The sequence below is a fragment of the Massilia solisilvae genome (genome assembly GCF_024753215.1).
In the GTDB taxonomy this organism is placed as follows: Bacteria; Pseudomonadota; Gammaproteobacteria; order Burkholderiales; family Burkholderiaceae_D; genus Telluria; species Telluria solisilvae.
The window spans coordinates 146,115-172,589 of sequence record NZ_JANUGV010000006.1 but is presented as its reverse complement, the minus strand read 5'-3'; the positions used below and the strand labels follow the sequence as shown (position 1 = coordinate 172,589).

19 protein-coding genes and 2 tRNA genes are annotated in these 26,475 nt (G+C 65.7%); 11 read left to right on the top strand and 10 right to left on the bottom strand.

Annotated features, from left to right (window positions below; translation table 11 throughout):
- Window positions 1–7: 7 nt before the first annotated feature.
- On the bottom strand, window positions 8–1,807 hold the full coding sequence (locus tag NX773_RS19045; RefSeq protein WP_258857867.1) for a S8 family peptidase: 1,800 nt from the start codon (window positions 1,805–1,807) through the stop codon (window positions 8–10).
- A gap of 364 nt (window positions 1,808–2,171) precedes the next feature.
- On the opposite strand from NX773_RS19045, the gene NX773_RS19040 reads away from it, so the two are divergent.
- Window positions 2,172–6,014: a cadherin-like domain-containing protein gene (locus tag NX773_RS19040; RefSeq protein WP_258857866.1), complete on the top strand. Its 3,843-nt coding sequence runs from the start codon at window positions 2,172–2,174 to the stop codon at window positions 6,012–6,014.
- Window positions 6,015–6,232: 218 nt separating this feature from the next.
- Here the strand turns inward: NX773_RS19040 and NX773_RS19035 are convergent, their stop codons facing one another.
- Together NX773_RS19035 and NX773_RS19030 are read right to left on the bottom strand one after the other, a co-directional pair.
- Window positions 6,233–8,434 (bottom strand): TonB-dependent receptor, encoded by a 2,202-nt coding sequence (locus NX773_RS19035; RefSeq protein WP_258857865.1) that lies wholly within the window; start codon window positions 8,432–8,434, stop codon window positions 6,233–6,235.
- 364 nt (window positions 8,435–8,798) lie between these two features.
- On the bottom strand, window positions 8,799–10,067 hold the full coding sequence (locus NX773_RS19030; RefSeq protein ID WP_258857864.1) for a glycerate kinase type-2 family protein: 1,269 nt from the start codon (window positions 10,065–10,067) through the stop codon (window positions 8,799–8,801).
- Window positions 10,068–10,244: 177 nt separating this feature from the next.
- Between NX773_RS19030 and NX773_RS19025 the strand changes: the two genes are divergently transcribed.
- Window positions 10,245–10,320, top strand: a tRNA-Val gene (locus NX773_RS19025).
- Window positions 10,321–10,357: 37 nt separating this feature from the next.
- Window positions 10,358–10,434: transfer RNA gene (locus NX773_RS19020), tRNA-Asp, on the top strand.
- A 57-nt stretch (window positions 10,435–10,491) separates the two neighbouring features.
- Here the strand turns inward: NX773_RS19020 and NX773_RS19015 are convergent.
- Complete coding sequence (locus NX773_RS19015; protein WP_258857863.1) at window positions 10,492–11,643, bottom strand: GGDEF domain-containing protein; 1,152 nt, start codon at window positions 11,641–11,643, stop codon at window positions 10,492–10,494.
- Between the two features lie 252 nt (window positions 11,644–11,895).
- Here NX773_RS19015 and NX773_RS19010 point away from each other — a divergent pair, with 252 nt between their 5' ends.
- The 3 genes from NX773_RS19010 (at window position 11,896) to NX773_RS19000 (ending at window position 14,622) form a co-directional block, all read left to right on the top strand.
- On the top strand, window positions 11,896–12,378 hold the full coding sequence (locus tag NX773_RS19010; protein WP_258857862.1) for a cyclic nucleotide-binding domain-containing protein: 483 nt from the start codon (window positions 11,896–11,898) through the stop codon (window positions 12,376–12,378).
- A gap of 70 nt (window positions 12,379–12,448) precedes the next feature.
- Complete coding sequence (locus tag NX773_RS19005; RefSeq protein WP_258857861.1) at window positions 12,449–13,510, top strand: acyltransferase family protein; 1,062 nt, start codon at window positions 12,449–12,451, stop codon at window positions 13,508–13,510.
- Window positions 13,507–14,622, top strand: a complete 1,116-nt coding sequence (locus tag NX773_RS19000; protein WP_258857860.1) for an AI-2E family transporter — start codon at window positions 13,507–13,509, stop codon at window positions 14,620–14,622. The genes NX773_RS19005 and NX773_RS19000 overlap by 4 nt, the downstream gene beginning before the upstream one ends.
- Window positions 14,623–14,741: 119 nt before the next feature.
- Here the strand turns inward: NX773_RS19000 and NX773_RS18995 are convergent, their stop codons facing one another.
- A complete protein-coding gene (locus tag NX773_RS18995; protein WP_258857859.1) occupies window positions 14,742–17,006 on the bottom strand; it encodes a YgiQ family radical SAM protein in 2,265 nt (754 codons plus the stop codon).
- Between the two features lie 83 nt (window positions 17,007–17,089).
- The gene (locus tag NX773_RS18990) at window positions 17,090–17,371 is read right to left on the bottom strand and encodes a DUF4404 family protein (RefSeq protein ID WP_258857858.1); all 282 of its coding nucleotides are present in this window, start codon (window positions 17,369–17,371) and stop codon (window positions 17,090–17,092) included.
- A gap of 193 nt (window positions 17,372–17,564) precedes the next feature.
- Between NX773_RS18990 and NX773_RS18985 the strand changes: the two genes are divergently transcribed.
- Genes NX773_RS18985 through NX773_RS18975 form a run of 3 tightly spaced genes read left to right on the top strand, consistent with a single transcriptional unit; the run spans window position 17,565 to window position 18,913 of the window.
- Window positions 17,565–18,056 (top strand): Hcp family type VI secretion system effector, encoded by a 492-nt coding sequence (locus tag NX773_RS18985; protein ID WP_258857980.1) that lies wholly within the window; start codon window positions 17,565–17,567, stop codon window positions 18,054–18,056.
- Window positions 18,057–18,068: 12 nt separating this feature from the next.
- Window positions 18,069–18,539: a penicillin-insensitive murein endopeptidase gene (locus NX773_RS18980; RefSeq protein WP_258857857.1), complete on the top strand. Its 471-nt coding sequence runs from the start codon at window positions 18,069–18,071 to the stop codon at window positions 18,537–18,539.
- On the top strand, window positions 18,539–18,913 hold the full coding sequence (locus tag NX773_RS18975; protein ID WP_258857856.1) for a hypothetical protein: 375 nt from the start codon (window positions 18,539–18,541) through the stop codon (window positions 18,911–18,913). Before NX773_RS18980 ends, NX773_RS18975 begins: the two co-directional genes overlap by 1 nt.
- 57 nt (window positions 18,914–18,970) lie before the next feature.
- Here the strand turns inward: NX773_RS18975 and NX773_RS18970 are convergent, their stop codons facing one another.
- The 3 genes from NX773_RS18970 to NX773_RS18960 all read right to left on the bottom strand — a co-directional run bounded on the left by NX773_RS18970 (window position 18,971) and on the right by NX773_RS18960 (window position 23,810).
- On the bottom strand, window positions 18,971–21,097 hold the full coding sequence (locus tag NX773_RS18970) for a M3 family metallopeptidase (protein ID WP_258857855.1): 2,127 nt from the start codon (window positions 21,095–21,097) through the stop codon (window positions 18,971–18,973).
- A 47-nt stretch (window positions 21,098–21,144) separates the two neighbouring features.
- Complete coding sequence (locus NX773_RS18965; protein ID WP_258857854.1) at window positions 21,145–23,280, bottom strand: M3 family metallopeptidase; 2,136 nt, start codon at window positions 23,278–23,280, stop codon at window positions 21,145–21,147.
- Window positions 23,281–23,423: 143 nt separating this feature from the next.
- Complete coding sequence (locus NX773_RS18960) at window positions 23,424–23,810, bottom strand: hypothetical protein (protein WP_258857853.1); 387 nt, start codon at window positions 23,808–23,810, stop codon at window positions 23,424–23,426.
- Window positions 23,811–23,947: 137 nt separating this feature from the next.
- On the opposite strand from NX773_RS18960, the gene NX773_RS18955 reads away from it, so the two are divergent.
- Window positions 23,948–24,958 (top strand): MerR family transcriptional regulator, encoded by a 1,011-nt coding sequence (locus NX773_RS18955; RefSeq protein WP_258857852.1) that lies wholly within the window; start codon window positions 23,948–23,950, stop codon window positions 24,956–24,958.
- Between the two features lie 34 nt (window positions 24,959–24,992).
- Window positions 24,993–26,294: an FAD-dependent oxidoreductase gene (locus NX773_RS18950; protein WP_258857851.1), complete on the top strand. Its 1,302-nt coding sequence runs from the start codon at window positions 24,993–24,995 to the stop codon at window positions 26,292–26,294.
- On the opposite strand, the gene NX773_RS18945 is transcribed toward NX773_RS18950, so the two are convergent.
- On the bottom strand, window positions 26,269–26,472 hold the full coding sequence (locus NX773_RS18945) for a SlyX family protein (RefSeq protein ID WP_258824204.1): 204 nt from the start codon (window positions 26,470–26,472) through the stop codon (window positions 26,269–26,271). The genes NX773_RS18950 and NX773_RS18945 overlap by 26 nt on opposite strands.
- Window positions 26,473–26,475: the final 3 nt, after the last annotated feature.

Here is a 26,475-nt window from a genome sequence, read left to right as displayed (position 1 = left end):
CCGGAGCTTACCAGCTTAGCTTGAGCGTGTACTTGCCGGTGGAGCCGGTGGCGCCGCCGTAGTAATGCACGCGCAGGTAGAAGGCTGCCGTGGTCGTGCCCGTATTGGCGCGCGCGATCGCGTCGGTCGAACCTGCGCCGTTGGTGCTGCTTGCCAGCAGCGTGCCCGCGCTGTTGTACAGGTACAGGTCGTAGTCGGCGGTGCTGGTCCCCATCGCGAGCGTGGAACTGAGCGTCTTGCCGGCCGGGAGCTGCACCACGAAATAGTCGTCGTCGGTGGTCGAACCCATGGTGCCGTTCACCGTGGTGCCGCTGGTGGCCACCGCATTCGCGCTCGCCAGCGTGTTGTTCGGCTCGGCTTCGTTCTGGGTCGGCGTGGTGGTGGTCGAGCCGATGGCTGCCGTCACCGCGGCCGCTGCATCGACGATACCGGCGCCGCAGCCCGAACACGCGGCCGGGAAGGCGCGCGCGGTCGACTTGAGCTTGGCCTCCACGTCATCCGGGGTCAGGCTTGGATTCTTGGACAGCATCAGCGCCACGACGCCCGCCACATGCGGCGTGGCCATCGAGGTGCCCATGTAGTACGCGTAGCTGTCCGATGCCGGCGCGCGCGTGCCCGAGTTCAGCGTGGACAGGATGCCGGCGCCCGAGTCGCCGCCCGGCGCCGCCACGTCCACCAGCGTGCCGTAGTTCGAATACGAGGCCTTGCCGCCGCTGCGTCCCACCGCCGCCACCGCGATCACGCCCTGGCAGTTGGCCGGGGTCGCGTTGCTGACGTTGGTGTTCGAGTTGCCGGCCGCGACCACCACCACCGCGCCGCGCGAGCGCGCGCTGTTGATCGCGTTTTGCGTGGTGCTGTCGCAGGTGCCGCTGCCGCCCAGCGACAGGTTGAGCACGCGCGCCTTGTTGGCGTTGGCCGGCACGTTGGCCACGGCGCCGCCCGAGGTCCAGATGATGGCGTCGGCGATGTCCGAGGTGTAGCCGCCGCATTTGCCGAGCACGCGCGCAGGCACGATCTTGGCGCCGTAGGCCACGCCCGCCACGCCCACGCCATTGTTGGTGAGCGCCGCGATGGTGCCGGCCACGTGGGTGCCGTGCCAGCTCGAATTCTGGTCCTGGGCCGGCACGCCGCTGCCGCATTCGCCGGCCACGGTCCAGTCGCCCGGGTCGCTGGCATCGCTGTCGCGGCCGGTGCCGTCGTTGGCGATGGTGCTGCTGGTGATGAAGTCGTAGCCGGGCAGGATCTGGCCCTGCAGGTCGGCATGCGGACGGTAGCCGGTGTCGATCACGGCCACGTTGATGCCGGCGCCAGTCGATTTGTCCCAGGCTGCCGGCAAGCGCATGCCGGCGGTGGCTTCATACAGGTCCCACTGGTTGGTGTACTGCGGGTCGTTGGGGATGAACTGCGCGGTCAGGATGCGGTCCGGCTCGGCGTACTCCACGCTCGGGTCACGCTGCCCCAGCTCGGCCGCCAGCCTGGCGACATCCTCGAGCGCCAGCTTGCGCTCCAGCTGCATCACGTGGGCGCCGGTGCCGATCGTGTGCAACAGCTTCATCGACAAGCCGAACTGCTGGCCCGCACGGTCCAGGATGGCGCGGCGCGCGACGCTGATCGGCGCAGCCTGGGCCGGTCCCTTGCCGTTGGCGACGGAGTCCTTGTACTTGACGATCAGCCGGTCAGTCTGGGCGACGAACGGCACGCTGTGCGCGGGCGCAGCCTGCTGCGCGTGGGCCAGGCCGGCCAGCAAGCCGGTGCCGATCAGGGCAGCCGCGCAAAACTTCAACAATGACGGATGAAACCGGTTCATGAGACTCCTCGCTGTTACGTGCAGAAAACAGCGCAAAGCCTACAGCTCAATCCGCTTGCACGCGGGCAACTCAAGGTGGATTCGCGGCGATTGCAACAGAAAATTTTCCCGAGGTAACTGAACGATAACTCCGCCGCCTCGGGATTCACACGTCCGTCATGTAAACGCGACAAAATCTTTCCGTATGCCATCAGTTGTTATTCGGTAACTATATATGCATAACTATGGGCATTCGTTTCCAAAAAAATATTATTGTGCGTCACTAGACTTATTGCACAATTAACGCCTTACCAACCGGACAAAAGACCGGCCAACGGCAGTCCGTCCACCCGCGCGCCGCGCTTTCACTCAGAGGGAAAACTGCATGTCGAAGACTTTTTACAAGCTGTCGGACTCGGATTTTTTCCAGGACTGGAGCAACAGTAGCCTGATCACCACCGCCAACGACTGGAGCGGCGTCCCGTCCATCATGGGCTACCGCGGCGACGGCCTGGCATCGAGCGGCAAGGATGCGCGCCTGGTGACCGGCGACAGCACGGTGGTCAACGTGAACCCGGACCAGGCGAACCCGAACACCTACACCACGGGCGGCGTCACCGAATTTTCCAAACTGGCCGACCCCACCGTCGCGCTGCAGGGCTCGGGCACGGCGCAGGCGCCGAACCTGGTGCTGTACCTGGACGCTTCGAGCCGCCAGGACCTGCACTTCTCGGTGGACCTGCGCGACATCGACGGCAGCGGCGACAACGCCGTCCAGCAGATCGTGGTGCAGTACCGCGTGGGCGACAGCGGCGCCTGGACCAACGTCCCGGGCGGCTACGTGGCCGACGCCTCGACCGGCCCGTCGCTGGCCAACCTGGTCACCCATCTTGAGCTTGATCTGCCGGCGGCGGTGAACAACCAGTCGCAGGTCGAGATCCGTGTGCTGACGGCCGACGCGTTCGGCGCCGACGAATGGATCGGCGTGGACAACCTGAAGGTGACCAGCAAGGCGATGGCGCCCGATACGACGCCGCCGGAGCTGGCCTCCACCAGCCCGCTGGACGGCGCGATCGGCGTCGGCCCCAACGCCGACCTGGTCCTGAACTTCAACGAGCTGGTCACGCTGGGCAGCGGCAAGATCACCATCAGCGACGGCGCCGCCGACGTGCGCGTGATCGATGTGGCCGACGCCAGCCAGGTCAGCGTCAGCGGCCAGCAGCTCGTCATCAACCCGACCAGCGCGCTGAACATCGGCACCACCTACCACGTGAGCGTGGACGCCGGCGCGGTGCTCGACAAGGCCGGCAATGCCTACGGCGGCACCGGCAGCAACCCGATCGACTTTTCCACCGTCGCCGCGCTTACCCACACCTACGAAATCCAGGGCGCGGGCCACCGCTCGCCGATGGAAGGCGCGCTCGTCATCACGCGCGGCGTGGTCACCGCGATCGACCCCAGCGCCACCGCCGGCGGGTTCTGGATCCAGGACCAGCAGGGCGACGGTATCGACGCCACCTCGGACGCGCTGTTCGTGTACGCGCCGGGCAGCACCGTCCACACCGGCGACCTGGTACAGGTGTACGGCACCGTCACCGAATTCAAGGGCAAGAGCACCAACAACCTGACCATCACCGAAGTGTCGAACGTGCAGGATATCTCGGTGATCAGCAGCGGCAACGTGGTCGCCCCCACCGTCATCGGCGAAGGCGGCCGCCTGCCGCCCACGGAAGTCATCGACAGCGACAACTTCGGCGTGTTCAACCCGAGCCACGACGGCATCGACTTCTACGAATCACTCGAAGGCATGCTGGTCACGGCCAAGAACGTGCAGGTGATCGACGACACCTACCAGCAGGCGACCTACGTGGTGACCGACCTGGGCGCACACGCGACCGGCATGAACGACCGCGGCGGCATCACCCACGGCGCCACCGACGTCAACCCGGAACGCATCGAAATCTACGGCAACGGCGGCATCGCGGCGGGCGCGGACACGGCCTCGTTCGAGACCGGCGACCTGCTGGGGGACGTCACCGGCGTCATGTCCTACTACAACGGCAACTACGAGCTGATTCCCGTCGCCACCCCGACCGTGCAGTCGCGCATCGCGATCAGCAGCGAGACCACCGCGCTCAAGGGCGACACCGGCCACCTGACCGTTGGCGCCTACAATATGGCCAACATGGACCCGAACGACGCGCAGTGGAAGTTTGACGCGCTCGGCTATGACGTGGCGGTGAGCCTCGGCTCGCCGGACATCCTCGGTGTCGAGGAAGTCCAGGACAGCAACGGCACTGGCACCGGCGTGCTGTCGGCCGACGTGACCGTGGCCAAGCTGATCGACGCCATCGTCGCTGCCGGCGGCCCGCACTACGCCTGGGTGTCGGTGGACCCGACCAGCGAGAACTCGACCGGCGGCCAGGCCAACGGCAACATCCGCAACGTGATCCTGTATAACCCGGAGCACGTCAGCTACGTGGCCGGCTCGGTGCACCTGCTGTCCGATACCACGCCGGCCAATGGCGACTCGTTCGCCAACAGCCGCAAGCCGCTGGTGGCGGACTTCATGTTCCACGGCGAGGAAGTCACCTTCGTCAGCATCCACAACTACTCGCGCCTGGGCAGCGACGAGCTGTATGGCGTGGACCAGCCGCCGTACATCTCGGGCGACGCTCGCCGCACCGACCAGACCACGGCGGTGCGCGACTTCGTGCAGCAGATCCTGGCCACCAAGCCGGACGCGAACGTGGTCGTCGGCGGCGACTTCAACGGCCTGCAGTTCGAAACCTCGCTGACGCAGCTCGAGACCGGTGGGCTGACCAACCTGATCTGGAAGCTGGAGGCGACCGACCGCTACACCAGCACCTTCGAGGGCAACAACGAGCAGATCGACCACCTGCTGGTCTCGACCAACCTGTACGCCAGCGCGCAGTTCGACGACGTGCACGTCAATACCAACCTGCCGTACGACACCAGCCCGACCGACCACGACCCGGTGCTCTCGCGCCTGCTGATCAACCATGCGCCCACCACCGTTGCCGACACCAGCTACGGCACCGACGAGGACGTGGGCCTGTTGATCGACGCGCTGCACGGCGTGCTGGCCAACGACAGCGACATCAATGGCGACGCGATGAACGTGGCGCTGGTGAGCGGCCCGGCGCATGGCACGCTGGCGCTGCGCGCGGACGGCTCGTTCGAATACCACGCCGACGCCAACTACAACGGCGCCGACAGCTTCACCTACATCGCCAGCGACGCCTTCGGCGGCGCCTCGTCGGCAACCCTGGTACAGCTGGCCATCGCCTCGGTCAACGATGCGCCGGTGGCCGCCAACGACAGCGCCAGCGTGGCGGAAGACGCCGAGGTGACCATCAACGTGCTGGGCAACGACAGCGACGTGGACGGCGACGCGCTGTCGATCGTGCTGGCCGACGCCCACTCGGCGCTGGGCGCGACGCTGGTGCTGGACCACGGCCAGGTGCGCTACCTGGCCGACGCCGACGCGTTCGACCTGCTCGCCGCCGGCAAATCGGTGGTGGACAGCTTCACCTACACGGCCGACGACGGCCACGGCGGGCGCAGCGCGCCGGTCACCGTCAGCATCACGGTGACGGAAGCTGGCGACAACCAGGTCGTCAACGGCAGCAACAAGTCCGGCACCTTCACCGACACCGCCGGCCATGACACCGTGTACAACGGCGGCAACGGCGACGACGTGGCCATTGGCCTGGACGGCTCGGACTCGCTCCACGGCGGCAACGGCAAGGACGTGCTGTTCGGCGGCGCCGGCGCGGACTTCCTGTTCGGCGATAACGGCACCGACATCCTGGTCGGCGGCGCCGGCTTCGACACGCTCACCGGCGGCGAAGGCCCGGACACCTTCGTCATCACTGCCGATTCGGGCAAGGACAAGGTGCTGGACTTCAAGCCGCAGGTGGACACAATCGTGATCGGCTACGCCGGCACCGACAGCGCCACGGACGTGTCGGTGTTCATCAAGCAGGCGCACGTGGTGGACGGCTTCAGCTTCGCCGACGTGGACCTGGATGGCAACGGCAGCCTGGACGCGGTGGCAATCACGGGCGGCGCACTGGGAGGCAACACGGTGCTGCTGTCCGACTGGAGCGTCGCGACGCTGGTGGGCCAGGGCTTCCTGACCGCCGACCACCATGTGCGCGGCAACTGGCTGCTGGCTGCCGATGGTGGCGGCGGGGTGTTCTAAGCGTTAGCTTCCGAACGTCGTCCCCGCGCAGGCGGGGACCCATGCTGAGTTTGCCGGCTTGCGACACAGAGCTTGACGACGCACGGTGCCTATGGGTTCCCGCCTTCGCGGGAACGACGGTCTTAAGGGTAACGATATAAATAGTTTTCGCGGAAAGCGAAGATAAAAAAAGGCCGCGATGGAAATCGCGGCCTTTTCCATTCACGCTGTCAAAAGGCTCAGAAATTGCCCTTGAACTGCACGCCCCAGACACGCGGCTCGTTGGTGAAGCCGGTCAGGTTGTTGAAGTCGATGGCGCCGGTGATGCGGCGCTGGTCGAGGATGTTGCGGCCGAACGCTGCCACCTCGTACTTGCCAGCGTCCCAGGTGTAGCCCACGCGCAGGCCGCCTTCGGTCAGCGGCTTGCCCGAGAACTCGGCAGCCTCGTACAGGAAGAAGTTGATCTTGCTGCGGTACGCCCAGTCGGTGAACACGAAGAACTCGCCGTCGCCCATCGGGATGCCGTAACGCGCGGTGGCGTTGAGCATCCACTTCGGCGCCTGCGGCAGCGGGTTGCCGTCGATGACCACGCGGCCGGCGGCGTTGACCGGGTCCAGCACGGTGCATTGCGCGCACTTGTTGACCGACAGGCTCGGGTCGCGGATCTCGGTGAAGTTGTAGCTGCCGCCGGCAGTGACCTTCAGGCCAGTGGCGATGTTACCCTCGAAGTCGAACTCGACGCCGCGGCCACGGCTCTTGGCCGCGTTGATCAGCTTGGTGACGTTGGAATTACCGCCCACCACGGTCAGCTGCTGGTTCTTCACGTCGTAGTCGAACACCGAGAACGTGGCGCGTGCACGGCGATCGAACAGGTCGGCCTTGATGCCGCCTTCGATCGAGGTGATGGTCTCGGCGTCGGCCACGGTGATCGGCACCGACGAGTTGGCGGCGGCGATACTCGGGGCGCGGAAGCCGGTCGCCACGCGGGCGTACAGGTTCACGTCGCGATTGAGCTTGTAGGTGCCCGACAGGTCCCAGTTGACCTTGCTCTTGCTCTCGTCAACGAAGGACGGACCCACCTGCACCACGTTCTGCGCTTCGACGGTGTTGAAGTGCTTCTTGTCGTCGGTGTAGCGCACGCCGCCACGCACGGTGAAGTCATCGGTCAGCGCGTAGTTCACCGACGCGAAGGCCGCCCATGCGGTGTTCTTCTGGTGGCTTTCCAGGTGCGAGGTCTGGCCCCAGGTCACGCTGCTGTAGTTGTTGGTGCCGACCTTGCCGTCTTCGTTGAAGTAGTAGGTGCCGGCCTGCCAGCTCATCGGGCCAACCTGCTTGGACTCGACGCGGAACTCTTGCGTGTACTGGCGCAGGCCGTGCACGAAGCCGCCGGTCTCGACCTGGAACGGAATGAAGCCCGGGCCGGCCGGGGTGCCGCCGTCGATGTCGCCGCGGCTGAAGTAGTCGCCCACGTGCTCGTAGCCGGTGATCGAGTACAGCTTGACCGGGCCCAGGTCCCAGGTCAGGCGCAGGTTGCTGCCGTTGGTGTCCAGGTGCTGGAAGTTGCGGCCGTTGCTGACCAGGCTGCCCAGGTCCACGCCGTCGGCGAAGTCGTTGGTGCCCTTCTTGATCAGGTTGGCGCGGAACAGGCGCGCGCTGCCGGTGGTGGCGCGCTGGTGCAGGTTCAGCAGGGCGCTGAACGAGGCGTTCGGGGTGTACAGGAACTGCACGCGCTCGGCGTGTTCGTTGTAGCCATCGAGCTCGCCGGTCTTCTGGGTCTTGGCCACGTCGGCGTAGTTGTCGACGTAGTTGTCGCGGTGCTGGCGCAGGGTCGACACGCGCATGGCCCACTTGTCCGACAGCGGCACATTGACCGCGCCTTCGACGTTGGCGGTGCCGCGGGTGCCGTACGACAGGTTGTAGTAGCCCTCGAGCTTCTTCAGGTGCGGCTTCTCGGATTCGAACTTGACCACGCCGGCCGGGGTGTTACGGCCGAACAGCGTGCCCTGCGGGCCGGCCAGCACTTCGACGGCGGCCACGTCGAAGATCGGGAAGCCCTTGAGCATGGGGTTTTCCTGCACCACGTCGTCCACCACCAGCGAGACCGGCTGCGAGGCGAAGTTCGAGAAGTCGGTGTTGCCGTAGCCGCGGATGTAGAAGCGCGGGAAGGTACGGCCGTTGGACGATTCGACGTTCAGGCTCGGCACCTTGCCGGCCAGCAGGCGGATGTCGTCGCCGCCGGACACCAGCACATCGAGCTTCTCGCCCTTGATGGCGGTGACGGACACCGGCACTTCCTTGATATTCTCGGTGCGGCGCTGCGCGGTCACGGTGACTTGCTGCAGTTCCGGTGCGGCGGTGGTTTGGGCGACAGCCACGCCTACCGGCATGGCGGCAGTCACCGCCAGCAGTACGCGCTGGTGCATCCTGGACAACTTGATCATGGAGTTTCCCCTGGTTTTGTGTAAAAGGTGATGCGGTCGGTGTCTCCCACACTTCTCTTTTTTCCCGGCGCGGCGTCGAGCGACCGCGCGGACGGCTGCAAGCCGCCCCGGCACCTGGCATTTCTTAGCGATGTTTTAAGGTTGCCGGCTTTATAAGCCCGACATTTTGGGGGATGTGTATGTCACAGGGCAAGAAAAACCGGCCAGAAAAGTGCTTTTCGCAACACATTCTCGGCAGATCCTTGCAGTGGCCGAAAGACGGCCCGTAGGGTGGGCAGGTCTCCTGCCCACGCGTTCAACGCACGGCTATGCTGTCCGGCCTGTCATAAGCCGGCTGGACGCGTGGGCAGACAAGCTGCCCACCCTACGGTTCGATCAGGATCGCCCGGAAGTCGTTGACGTTGGTGCGCGTGGGGCCGGTCACGACCAGGTCGGACAGCCGCGCAAACAGGCTGTAGGCATCGTTGTTGGCCAGGATTGCGCGCGGATCGAGGCCGCAGCCGGCCGCGCGCGCCAGCGTGTCGGGGCCGATGACGGCGCCCGCATTGTCCTCGGTGCCGTCGATGCCGTCGGTGTCGCAGGCGATCGCATGCACACGGGGCAGGCCGTCCAGCGCGATCGCCAGCGCCAGCAAAAATTCGACGTTGCGCCCGCCGCGCCCGTTGCCGCGCACGGTCACGCTGGTTTCGCCGCCGGAGATGATCACGCAAGGCGCGGCCAGGGGCTGGGCATGCTCGACCACCTGGCGCGCAATGCCCGCGTGGACGATGCCGACCTCGCGCGCCTCGCCCTCCATGCTGGAAGAGAGCACCAGCGGCGTGTAGCCGGCCTCGCGCGCGGCCGCCGCTGCCGCATCCAGCGCCTGCTGGGCGGTTGCAATCACGCTGACGCTGTTGCCGGCCAGGCGAGGATCGTCCGGCTGCGGCGCGGCCAGTGCCGGATCCTGCAGCACGCGCAGCGCCTGGTCGGAGACGGCGATGCCGTACTTGTGCAGGATCGCCAGCGCGTCGTGCGCGGTGCTGCCATCGGGGACCGTGGGGCCGGACGCCACCACGGCCGGATCGTCGCCCGGCACGTCGGACACCACCAGCGTGACCACGCGCGCCGGCGCGCAGGCCAGCGCCAGCCGTCCGCCCTTGATCGCCGAGAGATGGCGGCGCACGCAGTTCATCTCGCCGATCGGCGCGCCGCTCTTGAGCAGTTGCTGGTTGAGCGCGCGTTTTTCGTCTGCCGTGATGCCGGGCGCCGGCATCGACAGCAAGGCCGAGCCGCCGCCCGAGATCAGGCAGATCACCAGGTCATCCGCGCCAAGGCCGGCGACCTGCGCCAGCATGCGCTCGGCCGCTTTGGCGCTGGCCGCGTCGGGCACCGGGTGGCCCGCTTCCAGCACCTCGATGTGTTCGGTGGGCGCGCCGTGGCCGTAGCGCGTGACCACCAGCCCGGACAGCTCGCCCTGCCAGTGGCGCTCGACGCCCTGCGCCATGCGCGCCGCTGCCTTGCCCGCGCCGATGACCACGGTGCGCCCCTTGGGCGGCGGCGGCAGGTGGCGGGCGACCAGTTCGAGCGGATCGACGGCGGAGACGGCGCGCTGGAACAGGTCCAGCAAAAGTTGGCGTGAAGCAGGCATGGTCATGGCGTGGGCGGTATCCGGAGCTTGATATTGGCACAAAAGGCCACGCTGCCGCGTAGCGCAGCGTTGCAGGCGACGATTTTTTCGAAAAACCCTTGCGCGCTTTTCAAAGGATAGGCTATGATTCGGCCTCTTCGTCGGACGTGATGACAAACGTCGATGACATCGAAGAACGTGAGCGGGCGCTTAGCTCAGTTGGTAGAGCGGAGCCCTTACAAGGCTTAGGTCGGGAGTTCGAGCCTCTCAGCGCCCACCAGATGTCATCAAGGATCGATGTACCGATCAGTAAAAACGGAGCGGTAGTTCAGTTGGTTAGAATACCGGCCTGTCACGCCGGGGGTCGCGGGTTCGAGTCCCGTCCGCTCCGCCAACATCCGAAAGGGCCTGGTTGCACACCAGGCCCTTTCTCTTTTTCCGCCCGTCTTTTTCAGGCCCGCTTGAGCACCGGGGGGCCCACCTCCACCCGGTTGCGCCCGCCGCTCTTGGCCGCGTACAGCGCCTGGTCGGCGCGGGCCAGCGCCGCCGTCAGCGCCTCGTTCGGCTCGACCAGCACCACGCCAATGCTCACCGTCATCCGGTGCGGCGTACCGGCCGCGCACAGCGGCGCGTCGATCACGGCCTGGCGCAGGCGCTCGGCCGCCAGCACCCCGCCCGGCAGGTCGGTGCCGGGCAGCGCCAGCGCGAACTCCTCGCCGCCCAGCCGGCCCATGATGTCGTGCTCGCGCAGCGTGGCGCGCGCCGTGTCGGCGAACAGCACCAGCGCCTCGTCGCCGGTGGCATGGCCGAAGCGGTCGTTGAGCTGCTTGAAGTGGTCGATGTCGAGCATCAGCAGCGCGATCGGCTTACGCAGCCGCAGCGCCAGCTGGCGCGCGCCTTCGGCCTGCTGGAAGAAGGCGCGGCGGTTGGCCAGGCCGGTCAGGAAATCGGTGGTCGCCAGCAGCGTCATCTGGTCGTCAGCCTTCTGCTTGCACAGCAGCAGGAAGCCGGCGCCGTTCACGATCATCATCAGGTAGGCCGCCAGCCCGGCCAGCGTGTGCAGGCCATTGGCGCCCAGCACTTGCGATGGATCGCTCAAGCCCGCCCAGCCGCCGGCGGCCATCGCCACGGCAAAGAGCGCGTCGCTGCCACCCATGATCTTTTGCAGCAGCGAACGCTTGCGCGAACGCGGCCGCAACAGCACGAATGCCATTGCCGCGGCGTACATGGCCGAGATCACGCAGGCCAGCCCGAGCAGCTGCACGTACGTGGCGCGATGGAAGCTCACGAACAGCATCACCAGCAGCGTCAGTGCCGTGGCCGGGCCGACGGCACGGCGCCAGCGTCCGCATTCGAAGTAGGTGCAATAGGCGGCCAATTCCATTGCAACGCCCGCCACGCAGCCAATGGCTTGCAGCGAATCGCCCCAGGGGCCGGGCGCCAGCCAGCCGATGAACTGGGTCACCCCAAGCATCAGCCGCGACCACATCCACAGGGCCAGCCCGTCCTGTGACGTACTGCCCCGAATGTAGCCGGCCATGAGCAGCGCGAATCCGACGTTGCCGATGCCCAGCGCTAAAATGATTGTACGAATATCTACCACGGCAATTCCTTCTGCCATCCGCCCGCCACTTGCCGAGCATCATGCCAAACAGATAACAGCTGTTTCCATCGGGAATTTATCTTACTCGGTTTTGACAATTGCTGTTGCACAATTTTGTTAAACAGGCGATTTCCCCCCTCCGCCGGGGGGATCCGGAAACGCTGGCGTTCAAAATCTTCGCTCAGGGCATACACGAGGGCGTGCGATGCAGCATAATTGACAACACTTCCCCTTTTGCAACGCGGAGCCACCGTGATACTCGGATTGCTGAAATCGCCGCCCATGTCGCCGCGCTTGCTGCGACTGAAGAACTCGGCCCTGTTCGGCTCCCTCAAGCCGCTCGAGCTCAAGATCGTCGATGGCCTGATGCACGAGCGCCGCTACCTGCCGGGCGAGATCGTGTTCGACGAGGGCGACGAAGGACAGGCGCTGTACCTGGTGATGAACGGGCGGGTGGCGATCCGCCGCGGCAGCGCGGGCGAGCGGCAGCATGTTGCCGATCTCGGCCCAGGCAACTTTTTCGGCGAACTGGCGCTGCTCAACGATGCGCCGCGCAACGCCCAGGCGCGCGCGACCGAGGACAGCGAGCTGGCCGTGTTCTTCCGCGCCGACTTCCTGTCGCTGATGGAAACCGACGCCGTCATCGGCTACAAGATTTCGCTGGCGCTGGCGCGGCAGATGGCGCAACGCCTGGGCGAGTGGAAGGGGCCGCCCGAGCTGCTCGAGACGCCGTAGGGCGACGCGCGCGACGGGACCAGTTCGCTTGCTTGTATGATGAGTTCCGTCGTTCAACCCGGATAAGAACATGGCAGGACGCAGTGAATACCTCGATTTTTCGAAAGGCATGCTCATCCTGCTGGTGGTGATCGGCCACAGCATCCAGTACGTCACCTACCAGCAAACCGGCTTCTGGAACGATCCCCTCTTCAAGACCATCTACATGTTCCACATGCCGCTGTTCATGGCCATTAGCGGCTACGTCTCCACGCCGGGCCTGGTGTCAGCCGGGGCGCTTGCGCTGGTGCGCGGCAAGGCATCCAGCTACCTCACGCCGGTGCTGGCCTGGGGCACGTTGTACCTGGCGCTGCTGGCCCTGCACGACGGCGCCGTGCTGACGAAAACCGTGCTGTTGCGGGAATTCCTTGGACGGCTCTGGTTCCTGTGGGCCTTGTTCGGATCGGTGGTGCTGATCGCGCTGGCACGCACATGCAGCCGCTACTGGGCTGGCGTCGTGGTCCTGATGTTCGCGGCGCTGCTGGCGGTGCCGGACATCGCGATTGTCCACCTCTTCAAATACACGTTCCCGTTCTTCGTGCTGGGCCATGTGACGGCGCTGGCCAAGCTGCGTGCGCCATCGCCGGCCAGGCTCGCGGCGCTTGCTGCGTTGACCGGGTTGGCCAGCGTCGCCTGCTTCGCGCTGTGGAACGAGGCGACCTACATCTACGTCTCGAAGATGGCGCTGACCGTGGCCAATCTTCCGAACATCGCGCTGCGCTATGTCGCCGGTGTCGTCGTCTCGATCTTCGCCCTGTGCGTTTTCCACGGCGCCTGGCGACTGCTTCCCGCGCCCGCGCGCCATGCCATGGCCGCCGCCGGCCGGGATACCCTGTACATCTACGTGGTGTCGATGTACGGTTTCATCCTCGCAGAGCAGTTGTCGAAGCAGTACCTGTCGCCCCCGCTCGACGCCGCTGCCGCCGCGCTGGTGTCGATTGCATCGGGATGCATCATCACCGCCGTGTGCTGGCTGATCGGCCGCCGCATCGCCGCGAGCCCCGCCGCCGCGAGGCTCCTGTTTGGAAAACGCACGAAGAGAAGGAGCCTGGAATTGGAAGAGCGTACCTTGCCGGATGAGAGAGTCACATGAAGCCTGAAGAGCGCGCCGGGCCGGTTGCCTGGGCCGGCATCGTCGCCACCACCAGCCTGCTGCTGGTGGTGCTGCAGCACACCTTGTGGCTGGTCCTGCCGTTCATCGTCGGCGGTGTGATGTACTACATGCTGCTCGATCCGATGCGGCGGCTGGTGCGCGCGGGCGTGAGCCGCAACGTCTCGGCCCTGCTCGTGTGCAGCGTCTTCTTCACGCTGGTGGCGCTGGCGCTGGCCGGGGTGTTCTCGTGGGCCGGGCCGGGCGACGCGTGGCAGGCGGCGATCGGGCGCTACGTGGACGGCGGGCTCTCATTCGTACGCTCCACGATCTCGGCGGTCGAAGCCAAATTCCCGGTCCTGCGGGGCATGCACCTGCGCGGCATCCTCAACCGCTCGATCCGTGCGCTCACCAACGACTTCCCGCAGCAGCACCTGGGCGCGTTCCTGCTGGCTGCCGCCGGCTGGCTGCCTTCGCTGCTGCTCGCGCCCTTCCTCACCTTTTTCTTCCTGCGCGACGGCGTCCGTTTCAAGAAATTCCTCGCGCGCGGCGTGCCCAACGCCTACTTCGAAAAGACGCTGTTCCTGATGCACCAGGTGGACCAGACCGCGCGCCGCTATTTTTCCGGCCTGCTGCGCCTGACGGTGCTGGACACGGCGGTGCTGGCGCTCGGGCTGTGGATCATCGGCGTATCCTCGCCGCTGCTGCTCGGGCTGATCTCGGCGCTGCTGGCATGGGTTCCATACGTCGGCTCCATCGCCGGCTGCGCGCTGGTGGTCGTGGTGACCTCGACCGACGCGCCGGGCAACCCGGCCATGGCCTATGGCGCGATCGCGGTGTTCGTGCTGGTGCGGCTACTGGACGACTTCGTGTTCATGCCGCTCACGCTCGGGCGCAGCCTGCGCATCCACCCGCTCGTGACGGTGCTGATGATCTTTATCGGCGGCGCGGTGGCGGGGGTGGTCGGGCTGATGCTGGTGCTGCCGCTGTTGGGTGTGGTGATGCTGGTGGGGGAGACGCTGGCGCGGCTGCTGACCAATCCGCGGCTGCGGGCGCGGCATCGCAATGCGCTGGCGCTGCGGACGAAGCAGGCCAGTGCGGATCTGGTTGTCTGATCTTACCCGTACGTGAAGCACGTCGTCCCCGCGGAGGCGGGGACCCATAGACCGCGTGATTGCACGCTCAGCATGGGTCCCCGCCTCCGCGGGGGACGACGGTTTTACAGCTAACGGGCTTATTTGCGGCCGGCCTTGGGCTTGGCCTTGATCGTCGACAGGATCGACGGCCGCACCTTGCCCACCGCAGATAGCGGCGGGGCCACGCTCACCGACACGCGCTCGCCCTTGCGCTGGCGCGGCGCCGGTTCCGGCCGTTCGGCGCGTCCCTTGCCCTGCGCCGGCGCGCGCGGCCGCTCGACGCCCGCCGGCATCGCGCGCTCGTCCTTCGGCTGCGTCGGCGGAATCAGGTGCTTCTCGCCATAGCCGATCAGGTCCCCGCGCCCCATCTTCACCAGCGCCTCGCGCAACAGCGGCCAGTTCTCCGGGTCGTAGTAGCGCAAAAAGGCCTTGTGCACGCGCCGGATCTTGCCACTGCGAGCGGTCTCGACCACCTCCGAATCCGCATCCACCTTGTGCAGCGGGTTCTTGCGCGTGTGGTACATCGTGGTCGCCATCGCCATCGGCGTGGGCGTGAAGGTCTGCACCTGGTCGAGCTTGAAGTTGTTCTTCTTCAGCCATAGCGCCAGGTTCAGCATGTCCTCGTCGGTGCAGCCCGGGTGCGCCGCGATGAAGTACGGGATCAGGTACTGCTTCTTGCCAGCCTCTTTCGAGAAGCGCTCGAACATGGCCTTGAACTCGTCGTAGGCGCCGATCCCCGGCTTCATCATCTTCGACAGCGTGTTCTGCTCGGTGTGCTCGGGCGCGATCTTGAGCAGGCCGCCGACATGGTGCGTGACCAGCTCCTTGACGTACTCGGGCGAGCGCACCGCCAGGTCGTAGCGCAGGCCCGACGAGATCTGGATCTTCTTGATGCCGGGGATGGCGCGCGCCTTGCGGTACAGCGAGATCAGCTTGCTGTGGTCCGTGCCCATGTTGGTGCAGATGGTCGGATACACGCACGACAGGCGGCGGCAGGTCTCTTCGATCTTCTTGTCCTTGCACGACAGGCGGTACATGTTGGCGGTCGGCCCGCCCAGGTCCGAGATGGTGCCGGTGAAGCCGCGGGTCTTGTCGCGCACGTGCTCGACCTCGCGCAGGATCGACGGCTCCGAACGGCTCTGGATGATGCGGCCCTCGTGCTCGGTGATCGAGCAGAAGGTGCAGCCGCCGAAGCAGCCGCGCATGATGTTGATCGAGAAGCGGATCATCTCCCACGCGGGGATGCGCGCGTTGCCGTAGCTCGGGTGCGGGCCGCGCGCGTACGGCAGGTCGTACACGCCGTCCATCTCGTCCATGGCCAGCGGCAGCGGCGGCGGGTTGATCCACACGTCGCGCTCGCCGTGCGCCTGCACCAGCGCGCGCGCGTTGCCCGGGTTCGATTCCAGGTGCAGCACGCGCGAAGCGTGCGCGTACATGATCGGATCGTCCTTCACCACCTCGTACGACGGCAGGCGCATCACGGTCTTGTTGTGCTTTTCCTTCGCTGCCGCCAGGCGCTCCTCGCGGCTCATGATCTTGATCGGCTTGACCTCGGGCTCGGCGGCCTTCTCGTCGGTCGCGCACGAGCGGTCCTGCGGGATCTCCTGGTACGGGCTGGGGATCGGGTCCACGCGACCCGGCACGTCCACGCCGGCGGAGGCCTGCACGGTCCAGTCGTCGCCCGGCAGCCAGCCCAGCGGCACCATGAAGGCGGTGCCGCGCAGGTCGCGGATGTCCTTGATGTTCTCGCCGGCGGCAAGGCGGTGTGTCAGCGCCACCAGCGCGCGCTCGGCGTTACCGAACAGGAGCAGGTCGGCCTTCGAGTCGGGCAGCACCGAGCGGCGCACCTTGTCCGACCAGTAGTCGAAATGCGCGATGCGGCGCAGCGACGCCTCGATCGAACCGACCACGATCGGCACGTCGGGATAGGCTTCGCGCGCGCGCTGGGCGTACACGGTCAGCGCACGGTCGGGACGCTTGTTGGGCTCCGCGTTCGCGGTGTACGCATCCTCCGACCGGATCTTGCGGTCGGCCGTGTAGCGGTTGATCATCGAGTCCATGTTCCCGGCCGTGATGCCGAAGTACAGGCGCGGCTTGCCCAGCACGCGGAACGCCTCTGCCGAATGCCAGTCGGGCTGGCTGATGATGCCGACGCGGTAGCCCTGCGCTTCCAGCAGGCGGCCGATCAGCGCCATGCCGAAGCTGGGATGGTCGATGTAGGCGTCGCCGGTGACGACGATGACGTCGCACTGGTCCCAGCCGAGCTTGTCCATCTCGGCATGGGACATCGGCAGAAACGGGGCGGCGGGCGCGCGGCTCGACCGCTTGGGAACGGACGCGAAAAGATTGGGTGGGGAGCTCATTGGCCGGCATTTTACCGGAAAACCGTTTTCCCAGTGCTCCCCGGACCGGGAAAACGGCTTACTTATCAATAACTTGTGGTTATTCAGATGCCCATCGTGGCGAGGATGCGGCCCAGTTCCTGCAGGGTCGGCTCCAGGTGCGGGTGGCGCACGGCAAAACGTGCCGTCAGTTCCTGCGCGCGGCTGGCCAGCCCGTAGGTGTTGCGGTCAGGGTCGTCGGCCTGCTTGTCGAGCAGGCGCTGGATGTCGCCGTCGAGCTGGCGCAGCAGCATCTCGAGCTCGTCGTCGGGCTGGCCGGCTTCGTTCAGGCTGCGGTGCAGCGCTTTCAGGTGGGCTTTCAGGGTCTCTTCGTTGGCGTTCGACATGGCATTCTCTAAAGTGGGGCAGATGAAGTATAGCGAAGATGACCATGGGTTGCCGAAATTTGGGGCCCGACAGCAGATTCAGCAGGCGGTCTTCACTTGATCAGCCAAGCAATGCAACAGCTTGATCGTCGCCAACAGCAAGACGCGCCTCTGGTACGAGAATATCTCCTTAAATTCCTTAGGGGAGACTTCTATGGCAGTTGATGCATACCTGTTCATTGAGAGCATTAAAGGCGAGTCGGCTGACTCGAACCACGTCGGCTGGATCGAAATTGCGAGTGCATCGTGGGGCGTCAAACAGCCCAAGAGCGCCACAGCGTCCACTGCGGGCGGACACACAGCCGAGCGCTGCGAGCACAAGAGTATCTCGCTCAGTAAGCTGACAGACCTCTCTTCTCCTATCCTTATGCAGACGTGTTCAGCGGGCCGGACCATCCCGAAAGCCCGGCTTGAATTCATGCGGGCCGACAGCGATGGCAAGCCGATCAAATACTACGAAGTCGAGCTCGAAAATGTGCTCATCGGAAGCATCGATCAGGTGATGCACCACGGGACGGGCTTGCACGACAGCTTCACGCTGAAGTTCGCAAAGGTCCGCTGGAAGTACACCCAACAAAAGATCAGCGGGGGCGCTGGTGGCAACACGGCCGGCGGATGGGATTTGGCCACGAACCGCTTCGCCTGACGAGGAGGCGTCATGGCGCGAATCTCACAGCTTCAACCAAAGGACTCTCGCGACTATTTCATGCTCCCTCAGGCCCCTGAGGACGCGGGCTATTACGTGTACGGAACGCCCAGTGGTGGCAAGTTCCAGTATGCGCATCCATCAATGATGACAATGCTCCTCTGGGTCGAGCGGGAGTGGGCAGCTGTCGACACTCGCAAGTTTGGCATTGGTAACATTAGCCAGGCGGACGCGGGCGCAACCTCTGAACACTCGTCCCACGTCGACGGGCTACAAGTCGACGTACGCGCGCTTCGCAAGGACGGTCTGCAACTACCGGTGACCTGGCATGATGCCGATTACGATCAAGAGGCGACCGGCAGGCTGATCGGCATTTTCTTCTCACACCCACTCGTGAAAAAGATCCTGTTCAACGATACCAGGGCCGATGCTCGCGTACGGACGTGGGTACATCACGACAACCACTTCCACGTGGAGCTTTGATGAGAAAATTGCTAGCTTTCCTCGGTACCTTCGCTCTTCCGCTCGCTTTTGCAGCAAGCACAGGCTCTCCTTGGTCCGCGAAGTACAAAAACCTGAACGCTTCTTATCTCATCTATTCCGGAGAGCCCGGCGAGCGTGCAGCCCCCTCGAAGACTGATCGAAAGATCGCCATTGCAGTCACGGGGGAGCCGGCGAAGGAGATTTTCGACTCACTCTATCCGGACGAAAAGGATGTCACTTGCACGTCCGAGGCTGGCGAACGGCTGCGGCGCAAGGGCGACGTGTGGTGCTCCTACCGCCCGAGCGACGGATACAAGTGCTTCATGGGCTTCAATCTTCGGAACGGCGAACCCCATTCCGGGGCGAGCTGCTAAGCAAAGAAAAAGCCCGCCAGCTTTGCAGCGGGTGGGCCCTGGTCACGCCGCTGGCGCTTACTCGCCAGTCAACCCACGGCGCTCCAGCAGCGGCTGGATGACCGGATCGCGGCCGCGGAACGAGCGGTACATTTCCATCACGTCGGCCGAGCCGCCACGCGAGAGCAGCATCTTGCGGAAGCGGTCGCCGTTCTTGCGCAGCAGGCCGCCGTTCTCCTTGAACCACTCGACGGTGTCGGCGTCCAGCTTCTCGGCCCACAGGTAGCCGTAGTAGCCCGACGAATAACCGCCTGAGAACACGTGCGAGAAGTATGTGGTGCGGTAGCGCGGCGGGACCAGCGGGAAGTCCACGCCCCACTGGTGCAGCGCGTTGGCCTCGAAGCCCAGCACGTCGGTCGGGATCTGGTCAGCCGTCAGCTGGTGCCAGCTCTGGTCCAGCATCGATGCGGCCAGGTACTCGGTGGTGCGGTAGCCTTCGTTGAACTTCTGCGAGGCGGTCACCTTGTCGAGCAGTTCCTTGGGCATCGGCGCGCCGGTCTGGTAGTGCTTGGCGTAGTTGGCCAGCACTTCCGGCCAGGCCATCCACATCTCGTTGACCTGCGACGGGAATTCGCCGACGTCGCGCGGCACGCGGGTGCCGGAAAAGCGCGGGTACTTCACGTTCGAGAACATGCCATGCAGCGCGTGGCCGAACTCGTGGAACATGGTGCGCACTTCGTCGTAGGTCAGCAGCGTCGGTTCGCCCGCGGCCGGCTTGGGAATGTTCAGGTGATTGGCGATCACCGGCCTGGTGCCCAGCAGGGTGTTCTGGTTGACGTAGGCGTTCATCCAGGCGCCGCCGCGCTTGTTCGAGCGCGCGTACGGGTCGTGCAGGAAGATGGCGAGCTGCTTGCCGTCGGCGTCGAACACGTCGAACACGCGCACGTCCGGGTTATACACCGGCAGGTCGTGGCGCTCCTTGAAGGTCAAGCCGTATTCCTTGTTCGCGGCAAAGAACACGCCGTTGAGCAGCACCGTGTTGTACTCGAAGTAGGGGCGCAGCTGGTTCTGGTCGAACGCGTATTTGGCCTGGCGCACCTTGTCAGTGTAGAAGTCCCAATCGTATGCGGTAGCCGCAAAGCCGCCCTTCTCGGCATCGATCACCTTCTGGATCTCGGCCGCTTCCTTCTTCGCGTTGCGCACCGCCGGCTTGGCGAACTCGCCCAGCAGCTTGTTCACGGCGTCGGTGTTCTTCGCGGTCTGGTCTTCCAGCATGTAGGCGGCGTGGCTCGGGTAGCCCAGCAGCCTGGCGCGCTCGGCGCGCGCCTTGGCCAGCTTGAGCACCAGATCGCGGTTGTCGAATTCGCCGCCGTGGCTGCCGCGCGCGAGCGACAGCGACAGCAGCTTCTCGCGGGTGGCACGATTGGTCAGCACGGCCAGCGGAGCCTGCTGGGTGGTGTTCACGACCGGCACCACGAACTTGCCGTCCATGCCGCGCTTCTTCGCCTCGGCAGCGGCGGCGTCGATCGCCTTGTCCGACATGCCGGCCAGCTCCTCGCGGCTGTTCACCACCAGCGCCGAGGCGTTGGCTTCCTTCAGCACGTTCTGGCTGAACTGGGTCTGCAGGCCCGCGATCTCGGCGTTGTAGGCCTTCAGCTTGGCCTTGTCGGCATCGGACAGCTGGGCGCCGGCGCGCACGAAGTCGGTGTGGTAGCGCTCGAGCAGGTATTTCGACTCGGCGTCCAGGTGCAGCTTGTCACGCTTGGCGTACAGGGTGTCGATGCGCTGGTACAGCTTGCTGTTCAGGCGGATCGCGTCGCTGTGCGCGGCCAGCATCGGCGCCAGCTTCTTGTCCAGCTTCTGCATGTCTTCGTTGGTGTTGCAGCCGACCAGGTTGTAAAACACGGACTGCACCCGATTCAGCAGCCGGCCCGACCGCTCCATCGCCACGACGGTGTTGTCGAACGTGGGCGCGGCCTTGTTGTTGGCGATCGCCTCGATCTCGGCGGCGTGCACGCGCATGCCTTCGACGAAGGCCGGTTCGTAGTCCTCGTTCTTGATCTTGTCGAACGCCGGATACTTGAACGGCAGGGTGCTCTCCTTGGCGAACGGGTTCGATGCCGGCAGCATCGAGGCCGGTTCGGCGTGGGCGAATTGGGCGGCGGCCATGGCGACGGCGGCGATGAGGATGTGGTTGCGGTTCATTGTCTCTTGTGGAGTGTTGTTGTCAAAGGGCGATCGGGGTCATCCGGTCATTCAGCGGCCAGGCCGCGGCGCAGCAGCAGCGGCTTGATGTCCGCATCGCGGCCGCGGAAGTTGTGGTAGGTCTCCAGTTCGTCCTGCGAAGAGCCGCGCGACAGCACCATCTTGCGGTAATAGTCGCCGTTCTTGCGCAGCAGGCCACCGTTTTCCTTGAACCATGCGGAGGTGTCGGCGGCCAGCTTTTCGCTCCACAGGTAGGCGTAGTAGCCGGCCGAGTAGCCCAGCGAGAAACTGTGCGAGAAATAGGTCGTGCGGTAGCGCGGCGGCACCGGCTCGTAGTCGGCGCCGGCGTTCTTCAGCGCCTGCGACTCGAAGAGCGGCACGTCGGTCGGGATCTGGCTGGGCGCCAGCTGGTGCCAGCGCTGGTCCAGGATCGCCGCCGCCGTGTACTCGGTGGTGATGAAGCCCATGTTGAAGGTCTTGGTCGCCAGCACCTTGTCGAGCAGGTCCTTCGGCATCGATGCGCCGGTCTGGTAATGCTTGGCGTAGTGGGCCAGCACTTCGGGCCAGGTGGCCCACATTTCGTTCTGCTGCGACGGGTACTCGACGAAGTCGCGCGCGGTGTTGGCGCCGGCGAAGGTCGGGTACTTCACGTTCGAGAACATGCTGTGCAGCGCGTGGCCGAACTCGTGAAAGGCGGTGGTCACTTCGTCGAAGGTCAGCAGGGTGGGCTGGCCAGCGGGCGGCTTCGGTATGTTCAGGTGATTCGCGACCACCGGATAGGTGCCCAGCAGTTTGGACTGCGAGACGTACTCGTTCTCCCACGCGCCACCCTGTTTGTTCGGGCGCGCGTAGTAGTCCAGGATGAAGATCGCCAGCTGCTTGCCGTCGGCGTCGAACACGTCGAACGTGCGCACGTCCGGGTCGTACACGGGCAGGTCGTGGCGCTCCTTGAAACTGATGCCGAACTCCTTGTTGGCCGCGTAGAACACGCCGTTCAGTACGACGTTGTTCAGCTCGAAATAAGGTTTGAGCTGGCTTTCGTCGAACGCGAATTTCTGCGATCGCACCTTATCCGTATAGTAGGACCAGTCCTGCGGGCCGGCCTGGAAGCCGCCGTGTTCAGCGTCGATCACTTTCTGGATTTCGGCCGCCTCGCCGTGCGCGTTGGCCTCTGCCGGCTTGATCACGTCGGCCAGCAGCTTGTTGATCGCCTCGGGATTCTTTGCCGTTTCGGTTTCGACCGAGTAGGCCGCGAAATTCGGGTAGCCGAGCAGCGCTGCCTTTTCGGCGCGCAGCTTCACCAGGCGCAGCACCAGCTCGCGGTTGTCGAATTCGCCGCCGCGGCTGCCGCGCGCGAGCGATGCCGCCAGCAGGCGTTCGCGCACCGCGCGGTTGGTCAGTTCGGCGAGCGCCGCCTGGCCGGTGGTGTTACCGAGGACGAGCACGAACTTGCCATCCAGGCCGCGCTTCTTCGCCTCTGCGGCAGCGGCATCGACCTGCGCGTTGGACAAGCCATCGAGCTCGGCGCGCGTGTCCACCACCACCGCCGAAGCATTGGCTTCCTTGAGCGTGTTCTGAGAGAACCTGGACTGCAACGCGGCGATCTCGCCGTTGTAGGCCTTGAGCTTTTCCTTGTCCGCCGCTCCCAGCCTGGCGCCCGCGCGCACGAAGTCGCGGTGGTAGCGCTCGAGCAGGTGCATCGACTCGGCGTCCAGCCCCAGGCTGGCGCGCTTGTCGTACAGCGCCTTGACGCGCGCCCACAGCTTGTCGTTCAGGTAGATGGCGTCGTGGTGCGCGGCCAGCTTGGGCTGGATCTCGCGGTCGATCGCGTCCAGCTTGTCGTTGGTGTTGGCCGTCTGCAGATTCGAGAACGTGGTGCCCACGCGCGTGAGCAGCTGGCCCGAGCGCTCGAGTGCGACGATCGTGTTGTCAAAGCTGGGCGGCCGCTTGTTCGCCGCAATGCCGGCCACTTCGCGCAGCTGCTCGCGCATGCCGGCTTCGAACGCGGGCATGAAGTGCTCGTCCTTGATTTTGTCGAACGCTGGGTAGTGCAGCGGCAGTGTGCTGGGCCTGGCGAAGGGGTTGGCGGCGTCGAGCACGGGACCGGCTGCGACAGGGGCGGCGACCGCTGCATGCGCGAGCGCGAGGCTGGCTGCAACGATGAGCAGTTGTGGACGTTTCATGGAGTCTCTCGCGAACGCTGTTGTCATGCTGCCAAGCGAACCCGGCAGGCGGATGCGCGCAAGATCATAGCAGGCTTATTGCTCAGTCGTCACAAGGAAAAGGTATGCATGTCAGCGCGTAAGGACACCGGATAGCAACAGCTTTACGGTGCGAACCAGAGGCGCACCAGTGCCATCGTCAGCGCGAACAGGTAGCCGTAGGCGAAGCTGTCGAGCCGCACCACGACCTGCTCGCGGCGCCGTCGCCAAGCCCCCACCAGCAGCATCACGGCGCCGGCGAACACCGGGGTCAGCGCCAGGTTGGCGATGCGCAGGTGCAGCCCGGCGATCAGCGGCGGAACGAGGAAGACACTGACGAGGCCCACCAACGCGCCCAGGATGACGTAGCCAATGGCCGCCATCCACGGCGTGGGCTCGCGCTTGAATGCCTCGGTGGTGCAGCGCAGGCCGAATTCGGCCAGCACTTGCCCGAACACCTCCACAATGAACTCCAGTGCAAGCTGCAGCAGCATCTCGAATATCGCTTCCATCGCCACTTGCAGAGTTACTAATAACTCAACTATAACGTCCTGTCGGCAAATATTGAACATTTGTCGGGATAATGGCTTGACCCTCACGCAACGTGAGGCACCAGACTGGGTTCACCGTGGAAGACAGGAGGAGTTCGATGCTGAAAGTGGGTGAGCTGGCCGAGCGCGCGGGCCTGACGGTGCGCACGCTCCATCACTACGACAGCATCGGGCTGCTGCGGCCTTCCGCGCGTTCCGATGCCGGCTACCGGCTGTACGACCGTGACGACGTGGCACGCCTGCAGCAGATCCAGGCGCTGCGCAGGTTCGGCATGGCGCTGGCCGACATCGGGGCTTACCTGGACAGTCCGGATGCCTCGCCGCTGGCGGTCATCGAGCGCCAGCTGGCCTCGCTCGATCGCCAGATCGGGGAAGCCACCCGCATGCGCGAGCAGCTACTGCGCGTACGGGCCCAGCTTGCGCGCGGCGAGGCTCCCGAGCTGTCCACCTGGCTAACCACTCTGGAGCAGATGACCATGTACGACAAATACTTTTCGCAAGCCGAGCTGCAGCAACTGCGGCTCGTCCAAGCCAAGGATGCAAAGATGGACTGGCAGGCACTTGTCAGCCAGGTGCGCACGCTGATGGAACAAGGGGTAACGCCCGACAGCGCCGAGGCCAGGCAGGTCGCGCGGCGCTGGCTGGAGATTCTCGACCGCGACACCGGCGGCAACCAGGACTTCGCCAGCAAGCTTGACCAGATGCTGACGAACGAACCAAAGGCGCGGCAGGAGACCGGCATCTCGATCGAGCTGCGCGCCTACATGATCGCCGCGATCGGCGAACTGCGGCTGGAGGTGTATGGCAAATACCTGCCGCCGGAGGTCATCGCACAGATGCGCCGCCACCACGCCAGCCGCGGCGGCGAATGGCCTGCGCTGTTTGGCCGGATCCGGGAGCAAATGGCGGCCGACCCGTCGGCGCGTGCGCCCGCATCGAAGGAGCTGGCGCGCCAGAAGGCGGAGCTGTTCTTCGACATGGTCGGCACCGATCCGGCGACCGTCCCGTTGTTCCGCAAGGCGATCGCGTCAGAACCCCTGCTGCGGATGGGCGTGGGAATGACCGACCAGATGGTAGCCTGGCTGCAGGCGGCCGACGCGGCGCCCTGATCGCGGCGGCGCCTTGCGTGATAGGATGCGCGCCATGCCTATCACCTTGCACGAATCCTATGACGTGATCGTCGCCGGCAGCGGCCCCGGTGGCGCCAGCACAGCGCGCGAGCTGGCGCGGCGCGGCCTGCGCGTGCTGGTGCTGGAGCAGGGCAGCGCGGCGCCGCTGAAGGGCACGCTGGCGCAGATGGCCGCCATCGCCGCCGTGCCGGGGCGCGGCGCGTTCTTCCACAGCGACGCCTCGCTGATGGTCAGCGGGATCACGGCCGGCGGCAGCTCGGCGATCAACTTCGCCACCGCCGCGCCGCCGCCCGCGGCCATGTTCGCCGCGCACGGCATCGATTTGGCGCCGGCGCTGGCCGAGCTCTCGGCCGAGCTGCCGATGGCGCCACTGCCCGACAACCTGGTCGGCCCGATGGCCACGCGCATGATGCAGGCCGCGCGATCGCTGTCGCTCCCGTGGCGCAAACTGGACAAGATGATCCGCCCGCAAAGCTGCCGCAGCGGCTGCTGGCGCTGCGTATACGGCTGCCCGTTCGGCGCCAAGTGGACGGCGCGCGACCTGCTGGACGAAGCCTGCGTGCACGGGGCGCAGGTGGCGGACCGCGCGCAGGTACAGCGGGTGCTGGTCGAGAACGGCCGTGCGGCCGGAGTCGAGGCCACCATCGGCGGCCGGCCGCGCACGATCAGGGCGCCGCTGGTGGTGCTCTCGGGCGGCGGCGTGGGCAGCCCGCGCATCCTGCACCGCTCCGGACTGGGGCCGCGCCGCGCGCCGTTCTTCAGCGATCCGGTGGTGGCGGTGATGGGCACGGTGGACGACATCGACGGCGGCGCCGAAGTGCCGATGGCGGCCGGGATGGTGCTGCACGACGAGGGCATATCGCTGGCCGACCTGACCTTGCCGCGCCCGATGTACCAGGCGTTCGCGGCCCAGGTCGGCCGGCTGGACCGGCTGTTCGCGCACAGCCGCACCCTGAGCATGATGGTCAAGATCCGCGACGAGATCGGCGGCGCGGTCGGCCCGCGCTGGGTCAGCAAGCGGCTGGGGGACGTTGAGCGCGCCCGCTTCGCGCGCGGCATTGCGCTGGCGGGCGATATCCTGCGCCAGGCCGGCGCGCGCGGCATCTTCAAGACCTGGCACTTCGCCGCGCACCCGGGCGGCAGCGTGCGCATCGGGCACGGCGTGAACAGCGACCTGCGCACCGCCACCGCCGGCCTGTACGTGTGCGACGCCTCGGTGATCCCGGACCCGTGGGGCCTGCCGCCCACGCTCACCCTGCTATGCCTGGGCAAGCGCCTCGGCCAGCACCTCAGTAGTGGGGCGGCCGCTCGTTGACCGGCTGCTGCCCGGCTTCCTGCAGGTTGCGCACGTGGTCGGCCAGCTTGGCCAGCATCGCCTCGAGCTGGTCGATGCGGCGGCCTTGCTGGTAAATGGTCTGGTTCAGCGTCTCGACCAGGTCTTCCTGGTGCGCGAGCTTGATTTCGATATCGACAAAGCGGTCTTCGTGATCCACGGC